The sequence below is a fragment of the Streptomyces actuosus genome (assembly GCF_016921115.1).
GTDB classification, from domain to species: Bacteria; Actinomycetota; Actinomycetes; order Streptomycetales; family Streptomycetaceae; genus Streptomyces; species Streptomyces actuosus_A.
On the sequence record NZ_JAFFZS010000001.1, the window covers coordinates 596038 to 609047 of the forward strand.

At 74.5% G+C, this 13010-nt stretch carries 9 protein-coding genes; 2 read left to right on the plus strand and 7 right to left on the minus strand.

All coding sequences use genetic code 11. From position 1 onward, the window contains the following. Window positions 1-20: 20 nt before the first annotated feature. The 5 genes from JS756_RS02650 to JS756_RS02670 form a co-directional block, all read right to left on the minus strand. On the minus strand, window positions 21-647 hold the full coding sequence (locus tag JS756_RS02650; protein ID WP_205381232.1) for a GTP-binding protein: 627 nt from the start codon (window positions 645-647) through the stop codon (window positions 21-23). Next, a complete protein-coding gene (locus tag JS756_RS02655) occupies window positions 625-996 on the minus strand; it encodes a DUF742 domain-containing protein (RefSeq protein WP_205381303.1) in 372 nt (123 codons plus the stop codon). Before JS756_RS02655 ends, JS756_RS02650 begins: the two co-directional genes overlap by 23 nt. A gap of 2 nt (window positions 997-998) precedes the next feature. Next, window positions 999-1433: a roadblock/LC7 domain-containing protein gene (locus tag JS756_RS02660; RefSeq protein WP_205381233.1), complete on the minus strand. Its 435-nt coding sequence runs from the start codon at window positions 1431-1433 to the stop codon at window positions 999-1001. Between the two features lie 116 nt (window positions 1434-1549). Next, a complete protein-coding gene (locus tag JS756_RS02665) occupies window positions 1550-3616 on the minus strand; it encodes a sensor histidine kinase (RefSeq protein WP_205381234.1) in 2067 nt (688 codons plus the stop codon). A gap of 586 nt (window positions 3617-4202) precedes the next feature. Then, window positions 4203-4994, minus strand: a complete 792-nt coding sequence (locus JS756_RS02670) for a DUF429 domain-containing protein (protein WP_205381235.1) — start codon at window positions 4992-4994, stop codon at window positions 4203-4205. 611 nt (window positions 4995-5605) lie between these two features. Between JS756_RS02670 and JS756_RS02675 the strand changes: the two genes are divergently transcribed. Together JS756_RS02675 and JS756_RS02680 are read left to right on the plus strand one after the other, a co-directional pair. Beyond that, on the plus strand, window positions 5606-7273 hold the full coding sequence (locus JS756_RS02675) for an ATP-binding SpoIIE family protein phosphatase (protein ID WP_438817278.1): 1668 nt from the start codon (window positions 5606-5608) through the stop codon (window positions 7271-7273). Between the two features lie 618 nt (window positions 7274-7891). Beyond that, window positions 7892-9961 carry a SpoIIE family protein phosphatase gene (locus tag JS756_RS02680; RefSeq protein ID WP_307790248.1) on the plus strand — a complete coding sequence of 690 codons (2070 nt, stop codon included), beginning with the start codon at window positions 7892-7894 and terminating at the stop codon, window positions 9959-9961. Between the two features lie 27 nt (window positions 9962-9988). Here the strand turns inward: JS756_RS02680 and JS756_RS02685 are convergent, their stop codons facing one another. Further along, a complete protein-coding gene (locus JS756_RS02685; protein ID WP_205381237.1) occupies window positions 9989-11413 on the minus strand; it encodes an FAD-binding oxidoreductase in 1425 nt (474 codons plus the stop codon). Window positions 11414-12158: 745 nt separating this feature from the next. Next, window positions 12159-12827: an esterase/lipase family protein gene (locus JS756_RS02690; protein ID WP_438817281.1), complete on the minus strand. Its 669-nt coding sequence runs from the start codon at window positions 12825-12827 to the stop codon at window positions 12159-12161. Between the last annotated feature and the right edge of the window lie 183 nt (window positions 12828-13010).

Here is a 13010-nt window from a genome sequence, read left to right on the forward strand (position 1 = left end):
CCGTGGCTGGTGGGCGGGCATCACATGTGGGCGCCGCGGCTGGGCGCGGTGGTGGCGGGCGCGTGGGCGATGAGGTGCCGGACGAGGGTGAGCAGGGTCTGCACCCCGGACGCGGAGATCCGGGCGTCGCAGCGCACCACCGGGACCCCGGGGTCCAGGTCGATCGCGGCGCGCACCTCCGCGGGGTCGTAGCGGTGCGAGCCGTCGAACTCGTTGATCGCGACGATGAATCCGAGGCCGCGTTCCTCGAAGAAGTCGACGGCGGCGAAGCATTCCTCCAGTCGCCGGGTGTCGGCGAGGACGACGGCACCGAGCGCGCCTTCGCACAGCTCGTCCCACATGAACCAGAAGCGTTCCTGGCCGGGGGTGCCGAAGAGGTACAGCACGTGCTCCGGATCGAGGGTGATACGGCCGAAGTCCATGGCGACGGTCGTCTCGACCTTGTTCTCGATGCCGTCGAGTTTGTCGGTCGCGGCACCGGCCGTGGTCAGCAGCTCCTCCGTACTGAGCGGCGCGATCTCGCTCACGGCACCGACGAAGGTGGTCTTGCCGACCCCGAAGCCGCCCGCCACGAGGATCTTCAGCGCGGTCGGGAAGGGGTCGCCGTCGTCGGTGTAAGCCGTCTCAGAGCTGTCGTCGTAGTCCATCGAGCACTGCCTCCAGAAGGGCCCGGTCAGTGGGGTGGTCGTGGAACGCGGGGGGCTTGGTGGTCAGGGCTCCGCAGTCGACGAGGTCCGACAGCAGCACCTTGGTCACCGCCGCCGGCAGCTTCAGATGGGCGGCCACCTCGGCCACCGGCATCGGCGCCCGGCACAGCTCCAGTGCCTGCGCGTGCTCGGGGCCGAGGTAGCCGAAAGGGGTGGCACCGGTGGCCATGAGCTGCGACATCAGGTCGAGCGGGACGGTGGGCCGGGTGCGGCCGTTGCTGACGGTGAAGGGCCGCACCAGACGCCCGGCCGCGTCGTCGAGCCAGGGTCCGTCGCCGGCCGCCGCCACGCTCAAGGCCGCATCACCGTCGGTTCCCCCGCCTGCTGCCGGGGTGCGGTGACGAGGTAGGGGCGGACGCTCTTCACCAGCATCGCCATCTCGTAGCCGAGGACCGCCGCGTCGGCCTCGCGGCCGGCGAGCACGGCGAGGCAGGTGCCGGAGCCGGCGGTGGTGACGAACAGCAGCGTCGAGTCGAGTTCGACGACGACCTGACGGACGTCGCCGCCGTCGCCGAAGCGGACTCCGGCGCTGCGGCCGAGGGAGTACAGGCCGGAGGCCAGGGCGGCCATGTGGTCGGCGCTGTCCGGGTCGAGTCCGTGGACGGACTTCACGAGCCCGTCGTTGGACAGCAGCACGGCACTGGTGGTGTGCGGTACGCGCTGCACGAGGCCGCTCATCAGCCAGTCGAGGTCGGAGACACGGCCGGTCGGCGCGTCGCTCGCCATGGTGGATCGACTCCTTGGGATACGAAGGTCAGCGGGAGCGCTCGGGGCGGAGCTGAGCGTGGGGCGGGGACTGGTACCGGGAGTGGGGCCGGTACCCGGGGTGGTGCGGGTGGTGGTCATCCGGCCGGTGCGCTCCCGTCGTGCCGGGTGGTCGGGGCGGTGTGCTCGGGGCCCGGCTCGGCCCGGCCGTCCCGGGCGCGCGGTGCCCCGGACGCCGGGCCCGTGGGGACGGCGCGCGCCTCGGATGCGGCCGGGGGCGGTTCGTCGGCGGGGCGCCGAGCCGTCGGGGTCGTGGACTCCGGGGGCGGTCCGGCATCCGGACGGGGGCCCGGGCCGGCCTCGGCGAGACCGATTCCGCGCTGGAAGGCGGCCATCAGGCCGGGGTCGTGACCGGCGGGCTGCTCGGACTCCGGGCGCGACGCGGGGCCTCCGCGCAGCTGGGGGACGAGGTGTTCCCGGGCGCGGCGGCGGGGCAGCCGGGGCGGGCCCGCGGTGCCGTGGGCGGGCCCGACACGCGGTAGGGCCGGTGAGCCGCCGTCGTCCTCGACGGCGGGCCGGTCCTCGGCATGGATGCCGGGCGGCGCGGCGGCGGGGTTGACCCGGTCCTCGTGTCTCCCGCGCACGGGAAGCGGCGCCGGGGGCCCGTCGGGGTCCCGGGCCGCGCGGGGCGCGGGCGGCGCGGCCGCGGGTGCGCGGGTGTCGAGGTCCACGGGCCGGGGCGGGCCGGCCGGGTCGGAGGTGTCGTACTCCGGGTGGTGCGGTGCGGCGGGGACGTCCGCGGGGTCGCGGTCCGCCCGGCGGTGCCCGGCATGGGGCACGGTCGTGGCCGCCACGGGGCCGGGATCCCCGGTCGGGGAGGTGCGCGGGGAGGGCTGCGGCGCGGCCGGCGCGGTGCGGGGCTCCGGGGCGGCGGGCGGCAGGGCCGCCGGCGTGCCCGCGGGAGCCGGTCCCGTCCCGCCCACGACGCCTTCCTGCCCCGGCTGCGCCGCGGCGGATCCGTCCGCTCCCCGCGCCGCGCCGAGCACGTCCTGCGGGACGACGAGGACGGCTTGGACACCGCCGTAGATGTTGCTCTGGAGGCGGACCCGGATTCCGTGGCGCCGGGCCAGCTGCGAGACGACGAACAGCCCGATACGGCCGTCGGCCAGCAGCCGGCCGACGTTGACCTGGTCGGGGTCGGCGAGCAGGGCGTTCATCCGGTGCTGCTCCTCGACCGGCATGCCGAGGCCGCGGTCCTCGACCTCGACGGCGAGCCCGGAGGTGACCAGGTTGGCGCGGAGCAGCACCTGGGTGTGCGGGGCCGAGAAGACCGTGGCGTTCTCGACGAGTTCGGCGAGGAGGTGGATGACGTCGGCGACGGCGTGCCCGCGCACCTCGCCGTCGACGGGCGGCACGAGTTTGACCCGGGAGTACTGCTCGACCTCGGCGATGGCCGAGCGCAGCACCTCCGTCATGGGGACGGGGTTGCTCCACTGACGCCGGGAGACGGCGCCGCCGAGCACCGCGAGGTTCTCGGCGTGGCGGCGGATGCGGGTGGCGAGGTGGTCGACGTGGAAGAGCCCCTTGAGCAGGTCGGGGTCCTCCATCTCGTTCTCCAGCTCGTCGAGGATGGAGATCTCGCGGTGCACGAGGGACTGAAGTCGCCGGGCGAGGTTGACGAAGACCTCCAGCTTCTGCCGGCTGCCGGCCTGGCTGGAGAGCTGCGCGCGGGCCAGGTCGGCGGCGAGCAGCTCGAACTCGTCGGCGTCGGCGGGCGGCTGGCCGCGGGTCTTGCGCTGCGGCGGGGCGTCGCCGCGGCGGAGCGCCTCGACGAGGGAGCGCAGATCGGCCTCGCCGCGCGCACTGTTGCGGCGCAGTGCGCCGATGCGCTCGCTGATTCCCCTGGCGGCCCGGCCGGCGGCCACGGCGGCGATGACGATCCCCGCTCCGGCGACCGACGCGGCGCCGGCCAGGACGGCCCACAGGGAGAGGCCGGGCCGGGTGCCGCTGGAGCGCACGGCGAAGAGGACGGCCGCGCAGGCGCTGAGGGCGACCGCGACGGGCGGGAGGACGGCCAGACGCAGGAGCTGTGGCCGTATGTGGGTCTCGGGCACGGCGGGGAGGGTGCGGGCTACCGGCCGCCCGTGCCGCCCGCCGCCCTCACGGCGGTCGGCGCGCGCGGCCGGTGCGCGGAGGTGAGACATCGGTGTCCTCGTACTGGTCCGTCGGGCCTGTTTGCTCGCGCATGGTGCGCAACTCGGCCACTCACAGTAGTCGCCAACGCATCAGGTGCGATGGGCAGTTGACAAAGTCACCCGCAAAGCGTCCCACTCTGGTATGAGGGCTCGCACGAACGATCGACAACCCGCACTCGAGTCCGCCCCGATCCAGCCCCCTTTCGATCTATTCTGATCACATCCGGCCGTAAGCGATCGCAAATCGGACCACACCTCGGGCTGGGGGATGTCCTGTCCCTGCCGGTGCCTCTTCCGGGACGACGCGACCCGACCGCAGGACGCCGTCGGCGGGCACCGCAGCATTCACCCGCGAAGGGGAGTGGTCGTGTCACGAGGCGGTCGAAATGCGTCGGCCGGTGGCCGCCTCCGGTCCCCGTCCGATCCCCGACCGCTCGGCCCCCGGCCCGGAACCGCTCCCGCGCGGCGCACAGCCGACGCCGGTCGCGCGTCGCCGCGCCGACGGGCCGGGGCGTCCGCTACGCCGAATGCCCGTCCGCACGCCGGTCGGCCTGCCGCGGGCGGCACGGGCGGTATGCGGTCGTGGCGGCCTGTGTCAGGGGACGAGCGCCGCGAGGCTGCAGCCGGGGAGGTGGATCCAGCCCTCCCGCTCGGCCGCCGCCCGTTCGGCCGCGGTCCGCGGCCCCCGGGTCCCGCCGATCTGGACGGCGCGCGCGACGAGCGCGCACAGGAGCGCGTCGAGACGGTCGTGGCTGTCGACGCACTGCGCCCGCACCGGTTCCGGCAGCACCACTCCCAGACCCTGCTCCACCGACCGCACGATGTCCTCCCGGACCGGCCCGGCCTCCGTCCCGGCCCGCTTGTAGCTGGTGCGGGGGCGGATGCCCCAGCACCGCAGGGCGGCGGCCGGGTACACCTCCGCCACCTGACCCGAGCCGTCCCGGGGCACCGGCGCGTCCGGGGAGCCGAGCGCGGCCAGCAGCCGGACGGCGCGCAGCGCCACGACGCCCAGCAGATCGGTGGAGACCGACAGGGGTGGCCGCATCCGGGTCGCCTTCCAGGTGAGGTCGTCGGTGAGCCGGAACCTCAGCGGGTCCAGCCCGGCCCGGCCGTCCTCCCGTTCCTCGTAACGCACCGGGGCAGGCAGCGGCTCGCCCCGGTGGTGGGCGCCGACGGTCGCCACGAAGCTCGACGGCCACCCGAGCGGGCAGTCGAGGCCCGTCCTGTCTGCGGCGCGGATGAGGGCCAGCAGGTCCTCGTCCCCCTCCGGTGCCAGGAACTCGGGGGTGAGCCCGCTCCCGCCGCCCCAGACGACACGGCACACCGCGGTGCGCCGCGCGCTCGCGGCCAGATCGACGCCGACCGTCACCGCCCTCGGACCCGTCATACGCCCATCCTGGGGCATCCTCCCGGCGGTCCGCGCCTGCCTGCGGCCTGACGGCCCATCAGGGTCGGTCGCCAGGGCGACCGACCGGGTCGTCGCCGAACCAGCCGCCGCCCCGTCGGCTCACGGCTCACGGCTCACGGCTCACGGGCAACGGGCAACGGGCAACGGGCAACGGGCAACGGGCAACGGGCAACGGGCAACGGGACGACCGACGACCGACGACCTGACGAAGTGTGGGTTCCGCGAACCGGCCCGACGGGCCCGCACCTCGGCGTACGCCTCCGGACCCGGCGGCGCCTTCGAGGAGGTGCTGCCGCGGCGCGTGCGCCAGCACGCGTCGGCCCGGCCGGGCCGACGCGGGAGAATGCCGGTCCGGCGCGTCACGTCGGCCGGAGGAGCCGCGGGACGACGACCGTCCGTGCCCGTCCGCACGAGGAAGGTTGTGGCGGGTCCGGCCGGGAGGCGGGCATGGTGGCGGCGCACCGGGCAGAATCGACTGAGGCAGAACGTGACGGAGGTGCCGTGTGCGGACGACAGCGGGTCGGTGGCGCTCCCGGCCCGGCCCATGGGTTCCCCGAGGGCGCCGGGCCCTGCGGGACGTCCTGTCCCCGGTGGCCGAGGTACTGGGAGCACGTCACCGGCTGGCCTGGCTGAACGCGGCGGGTCTACGCATCGGCACCACGCTGGATCTGCGCCGCACAGCCGAGGAGCTGGCCGACTTCACCGTGCCCGAACTCGCCGACGGCTGCGCGGTGGACCTGCTGGAGTCGGTCCTCCGCTTCCAGGAGGGCGACCGCCGCGACGGACACGAGGGCGCCCTGCTGCGGGCCATGGCGGTGTCCCAGGTCCACGGGCTGGAGCTGGCCCCCGATCCGGTGGGGCAGCCGTCCGTGCACACCCTTCAGCGCCTGGGCGCGCAGTGCCTGACCTCCCGCAGACCCGTCCTGGTCGGCCGGATGACCCGGGCCGACCACGACGCGGTCGCCCCCGGTCCCGAGGCGGCGGAGCTGATGCGCCGGGCGGGCGTGCACTCGTACATGGCGGTCCCGCTGATCGCCCGGGGGGAGCTCCTCGGGCTGGCCGACTTCATCCGGGCGGGCAGGCGTCCCGCGTTCACCCGCGCCGACCTGGCCCTGGCCATGGAGCTGGCCTCGAAGGCGGCCGTGTACATCGACAACGCGCGCCTGTACGGCCGGGAGCGCCTCCAGGGCGTCATGCTGCAGCGGACCCTGCTGCCCCGGGCCACCCCACGCACTCCCGGGCTGGAGGTGTCCTCGTGCTACACCCCCACCCCGGACCCGGCCGGAGTGGGCGGCGACTGGTTCGACGTGGTGGCGCTGCCTGGCGGTCGGAGCGCGGTGATGGTCGGGGACGTGATGGGTCGGGGGCTGGCCGCGGCGGCGACGATGGGCAGACTGCGTACGGCGGCCCGGACGCTGATGGCACTGGACATCGCCCCGGAGCGGATGCTGGCCCGCCTCGACCTGGCCGTCCGCGATCTGGAGGAGGAGCAGGTGGCCACGTGCCTGTGCGCGGTGTACGACCCGTGCAGCAGCACGTTCCGCATCGCCAGCGCCGGCCACCCGCCGCCTCTGCTGACCCTGGACGACGGCACCGACTGCTACGTCGACCTGCCGGTCGGGGCACCGCTGGGTACCGGGGTGATCCCGTACGACCCGGTCGAGTGCACGGTGGCGCCGGGCGGGCGGCTGATGCTGTACACCGACGGGCTCATCAGATCCCGCACGACCGACGTCGACGCGCAGCTGGCCGGTCTGAGGCGAACCGCCCGTGAGGCGCTCCCCCAGGCAGCGGCGGTCTGCGACGCGGTCCGGTCCCGGCCTGGCGGGGACCCCGAGGACGACGCCATCGTCCTCATCGCCGGGACGGTACCGGTCACCCCCGGCGACGAGGCGCACACGTGCGCGCTGCCGCCCGACGGATCCGCCGCGTCCCGGGCCCGGCGCACCGTGCGCGAGGTGCTGCCGAAGTGGGGACTGCCGGACCTGGTCGACAGCACCGAACTCGTGGTGAGCGAACTGGTGGGCAACGCCCTGCGCTACGGACACGCCCCGGGCGAGCTGCGGCTGGTACGGCACGAGCGGCTGACGGTGGAGGTGTCCGACACGGGCCCGGATCTGCCGCAGATCCAGCATGCCGAGCTCAGCGACGAGGGGGGCCGCGGACTGCAGCTGATCAACATGATGTGCCGGCGCTGGGGGGCGTGCCGCACCCCGGCCGGAAAGGTCGTCTGGGCGGAGCAGGACCTGCCGTCCTGACGGCGCGGACGGCAGGACCGCACGGACGGCAGGTGCGGCGCCGACAGCAGCTGCCGCGCGAATGCCGCGCGAATAGGTGCGGCGCGAACGGCCGGGTCGGCCGGGGCAGGGAGCCCGGGAGGGTGATGGAGCCCGGGGACTGCGGGCCGCGCGTCCCCGGCCGCCGCCGGGCCGGTTTCCGCCGCACCCCCACTCCCCTGGCACGTCCCGTGGCGGCACGTTCCCGCGCTACGTCCCGAGGGAGCGGTACGCCCCCGGGGCGGGACCGGCCGGACGGGCGCTCGCGCCCCGACGGGGCGACCATGGTGGTGTGACAACGCGACTGGGCCGGGCCGGCCGCGTCCGTGCGCGCCGGTTCCGCCGGCTCACCGGCCCGCGTACCCGCCGCGGTCCCGTCGACCGCGCGCCGGGCGAGCGGAACGGCCGGGCGCCCCTGCGCGGCGCGGCGGGCCGCGTCCGCACCGAGGTGCGCGGTGCCCCGGTGCAGTGGCCCCGCGCCGGCGGACGGCAAGGAGGAGGAAGGGACTCCGCGGACGCGTCCGCGGTCCCCGTGCACGCCGGCCACCACGCTCCGCCGGGCCGGGACCCCGCTGCCGTTCGTCGGCGAGGAGGCGTCCGGTGAGTGAGCCGGTGGAGGAACTGGTCAGCGGTGCCGCCCGGGAGGCCGGAGGGTGGATGGGCGCGCTGCCGGTGGCGCAGGTGGTCACCAGTGCCGACGGCATCGTCGTGCGGTGGAGCCGCGCCGCGCAGGAACTGCTGGGCCACTCCCCCCAGGAGGTGGTGGGACGGCACATCGCCGAACTGCTCCACCCCGGCGCCGACCGGAGCCTGGGCCGGTCGTTGTGGGAGGCGGTGGCCGGCGGCCGGGGCGTGATGGGCACCGTCACCGCCTGGCACGCGGACGGGCATCCGATCGAGCTGGAGATCTGGGCCGGTCCCGTCACCGACCGCCACAACGACACGTCCGCGGTCATGGTGTTCGCGGCCGACGCGCACGCGGCCCGCCGGATCCGCGGCTCGTCGGCCGTCTGGGACGGGCTGTTCGCCCGCTCCCCGGTCGGCATCGCCGTCCTGGACACGCAGCTGCGGTTCCTGCGCGTCAACCCGGCCCTGGAGAAGATGAACGGCCTGCCGGAGTCCGCCCACATCGGCCGGCGGCTGTCCCAGTTGCTGCCGGAGGTCAACGCCCGCGACATGGAGGAGGCGATGCAGAGCGTCGTCGACAGCGGGCAGCCGGTGCTCGACCGGCGCCGGGTCGGCCGCACCCCGGCCGACCCCGACCACGACCGGGTGTGGTCGTGCTCCTACGTCCGCGTCGAGGACCCCGGGAACCGGCCGATCGGCGTGATCGCCTCCCTGCTCGACATCACCGACCAGCAGCGCGCCCACACCGAGGCCGAAGCCGGGCGACGGCGTCTGGCCCTGCTGAGCGAGGCGTCGATCCGGGTCGGCTCCACACTGGAACTGGAGCGCACCGCGCAGGAACTCGCCGACCTGGCCGTTCCCGCCCTGGGCGACGCAGCCACCGTCGACGTGCTGGACACCCTGGCCCGCGGGGACGAGCCCGGCCCGGGGCTCGCCGGCGGGATCAGCCTGCGCCGCCTCGGCAAGGCTCCGCTGTCCGGCTCCCCGGTCACCGACATGCTCGCCCCGCTCGGCCGCACCCTGGTCTTCCCCGCCACGGCCCCCTACACCCTGGCCCTCTCCGAGCGGCGGCCGTTCCTGCTGGCCCGGATGGACGCCCAGAGCATCGCGCCCGCCGCCCGCCACAGCAGCCGGCCCACCCAACTGCTGGAGGTGGGCGCGCACTCGTTCATGATGGTCCCGCTCGTCGCCCGTGACCTCGCGCTGGGCGTGGCCACCTTCTACCGCACCCGCGCCGGTGCGCCGTTCGACGGCGACGACGTGGCCCTCGCCTCCCAGCTCGCCGCGCGCGCCGCCGTCAGCATCGACAACGCACGCCTCTACCACCGGGAGCACGACACCGCCGTCACGCTGCAGCGCAGCATGCTGCCGCAGCACATCACCCCGCCGACGGGCATCGAGGTGGCCCACCGCTATCTGCCCGCCAGCGACGCCAACGAGGTCGGCGGCGACTGGTACGACGTACTGTCCCTGCCCGGTGGCAGGGCGGCCCTGCTGATCGGGGACGTCATGGGCCACGGCATCACCGCCGCGGCGGTCATGGGCCGGCTCTCCGCAGGCATCCGCACGCTGGCCCGGCTCGACCTGGAGCCGCGGGAGATCCTCGCCCAGCTGGAAGCCGCACTGGACGATCTGGCCGAACCGATGCTGGCGACCCTGCTGTACGCCGTCGTCGACCCCGCGACCGGCCACTGCCGGCTGACCCGCGCCGGTCATCCCCCGCCCGCCCTGATCACCCCGGACGGCGATGTGCGCCTGCTGGACCTGCCGCCCGGCGTCCCCCTCGGGGTCGGCGGCGCGCGCTACACCACGACCGACCACGTCCTCGCTCCGGGCAGCGTCCTCGTGCTGTACACCGACGGTCTGATCGAGTCCCGCGGCACCGACATCGACGAGCGGCTCGCCGAGCTGACGTACACGCTCGCCGAGCCCTTCCCCTCGCTCGACGCCCTGTGCGACAGCCTCCTGGCGCGCCTCATGCCCGCTTCCGCCGACGACGACATCGCCCTCCTCGTCGCGCGCACGACGCAGGTCGGGAGGTGATCCAGGGGCGGCCGCGGGCAGGGGCACTCATCCCGGTGGGATGTTGCGGTTGACGCGGAAGACGTTGTCCGGGTCGTAGCGCGCCTTGATGCGGCGGAGCCGCTCGTACGTGCCCCGGTAGGCGTCGGCGGTCCGGGTGGTGTCGTCCTCGGCCAGCTGGAAGTTGACGTAGTTCCCGCCCGTCGAGAACGGCCGGATCCGCTCCCACCCCCGGCGGACGGCGGCGACGATCCCCTCACCGTCGGCCTGCGGCGGCCACACCCCGGAGAAGCCGCTGATGAACCTCGCCTCCCGGTTGCCGACGGCTCCCCCGTCGCCGTCGATGTCGTTCAGCGCACCCCCGAGATGGAAGACGACGGAGAAGGACAGGGGCGACGCGACGTCCAGCGCGGCGTCCCGGAAGACGGGGAGGTAGTCCTCCGGCAGGTCCGGCAGGAACTCGGCCTTCCAGTACTGGTCGAGGCCCTTGGGCTCCAGCGCGTCGATCATCGACTGCTGGGCCACGTACGGCTTCGTCCCGATCAGGTCGAAGAGCGGCTCCCCCAGACCCCGCAGCGGGGCGAGGTCGGATTCGACGTCGGTGCCGCTGTGGCACACCAGAAGCGCGGCGACGGGCCGCAGGTGCCACTCGGCGGGGACGAACGGCGCCGGCGGTGCGAGCCGGACGACCGCCACCGCCGTCAGCTCGCGCGGTGCTGTCGCCGTCAGTTCCCGGTACGTCGCGAGCACGTCGTCGGCGCGGTCGGCGGGCCAGGCGGCGATGCCGCCGGTGACGACGGGGCCCACCTCGTGCAGCCGGAAGGTGAAACGGGTGACGACACCGAAGTTGCCGCCCCCGCCGCGGACCGCCCAGAACAGGTCCGGACGGTGCTCCCGGTCGGCGGCCGTCGGCACGCCGTCGGCCGTGACGATCTCGACCTGCTCCAGGTTGTCGGCCGCCCATCCGAACCGCCGCGTCAGATAGCCGAAGCCGCCGCCGAGGGTCAGGCCCGCCACGCCCGTCTCGGACACGAACCCGAGCACCGTCGCGAGGCCGTGTTCCTGGGTCGCCCGGTCGACGTCCTGCAGCAGGCATCCCGGGCCGACGTGCGCGAGGCGGCGGGAGACATCGACGGTGACCTCGCGCATGCCGGACATGTCGAGGGTCAGCCCGCCGTCGGCGAGTGCCGTCCCGGCGATGTTGTGGCCGCCGCCCTTGACGCTCAGCAGCAGGCCGTGGTCCGCGGCGAAGCGCACGGCCGCGGCCACGTCCCGGGCGGACGCGGGCCGGACGACGAGGGCGGGCTTCGCCGTGACCATGGCGTTCCAGACCCGGACGGACTCGTCCCAGCCGTCGTCCCCGGCCGTGAGCAGCGGCCCTTCGAGCCGGGTGCCGAGTTGCTCGATCTGTGCGGAGGTCAGGCCGACGTGCCCGCCGTCGAGCCCGGTGACCTCGAACAGTTTCGTCCTCATGCCGGTTCCTCCTCCCGTGACGGCTCCATCGCCGCGCGCAGCGCGTCGAGGAAGGCGTCGGGCTGCTCGGCGGCGGGTCGTCCCGGCAGTCCGCGCTCTTGCGTGCTCATCACGGCCTCCTTCCCGCGTCCTCGGTGCCCGGCGCGCCGGACGACCTGGAGGTCCCGTGGTCCGGCGGCGGCAGGGCAGGGACCGAGGGGGTCACTGGAAGGGTCCCCCTGCGGCGGCGCTGGGCGCATCGGTCGCCTCACCCATTCGCCGCCTCGCACCGTGTGGGTATTTCTGCGCAGTCGGCTCGGACGTGGATGTGGGAGAGGGCCCACCCGCCCCGGCCCGCGTGGCTCCGGCCCACCAGAGCGCACCTCGGCGGGCGGACTGCCTCGCGGCGCGGTCCGGTGCCCCGACAGCCGACGTCGGCCCCGGAGCGGCGCCCGGCACGCTCCCCCACCACTCCCAGGGCGTGGGTGGTGAGCCGGGGCAGGGCTTCACCACGGCTGTGGTGGTACTCGTGCAGAGGCTGTGGGGTCGGGGCCCGCATGTCGCCGTGGCGGTCGGCGCCCCGTCGTCATGGTTCTCACCGTCCTGGGCCACCAGTGGCCGGCCTCGCCCGTGGCACCGCAGCGCATGCATCGGCCGCATCGGCGGACTCCCTGTGACCGGCGATCGGCCACGACCGGCCCGGCACCGTCGGCGGAGCAGTGGCGGGGTCGCCCCAGCGGCGGGAGGCGGCCCCGGCCCGAGTCCGTCAGGCGATGAAGTCGCGGACCTGGCTGTAGACGCCGGAGTCCTCGTTCATGTGGGTGTGCGAGATGCATCCGACCAGCACGTTGGTGGCGCCGGCCAGCTTCGCGCTGGAGTCCGGGTTGATGGCGGCGTCGCAGTTCGACCAGTAGGCGGCGTAGTCGACGTTGCCAGGCGTCTCGTCACCGGAGTTGAGCGCCGTCAGGAAGCTGCTTCCACTCGTCATCTCCTTGCAGGAGGTGTAGAGCCATGCGCACAGCGCGGAGACGTCCGTGCCGTGGTTCACGCCGGCCGTCGAGACGAAGTCGTCCACGTAGGCGGTGCCGCCCAGGTTCTTGAGGTAGTAGCGCGCGCTGAGCGCGCCCATGGAGTGAGTGACCAGGTCGACCTTGGCGGCCCCGGTCTGGGCGAGTACCTGCTGCACCTTGGTGGCCAGCTGTGCCGCGGTGGTCTTGTTGGACTGACTCCACGAGTACGACCAGGTGTACAGCTCCGAGGAGGAGTAGCCGTCGGACTTGAACTTCGAGACCCAGGTGTCCCAGGTGCCGGCGGAACTGCTCAAGCCATGCACGAAGATCACGGGATTGCGCGTAGCGGCGTGGGCCGGCGTCGCGACGAGGGCCGGAATGACCGTTGCGAGGGCAGTGGTCACGATTGCGGTGCTGTTCCGCACAAGACGTCTCACAGTGCTCCTTACCGAGGTGGGGTGGATGGAGTCTCGGGCCGACCCCGCCCTCCCGGCATCGGTGAAGTCGCCGGTCTCCGTGTACGGGTCTGCTCAACGCCGGTTGCCGTCCCTCGAAGGACGGGCGGAGGCCACTCAGGCGCCGACCCGGCCCGCCGGCCCGCCCCGGCA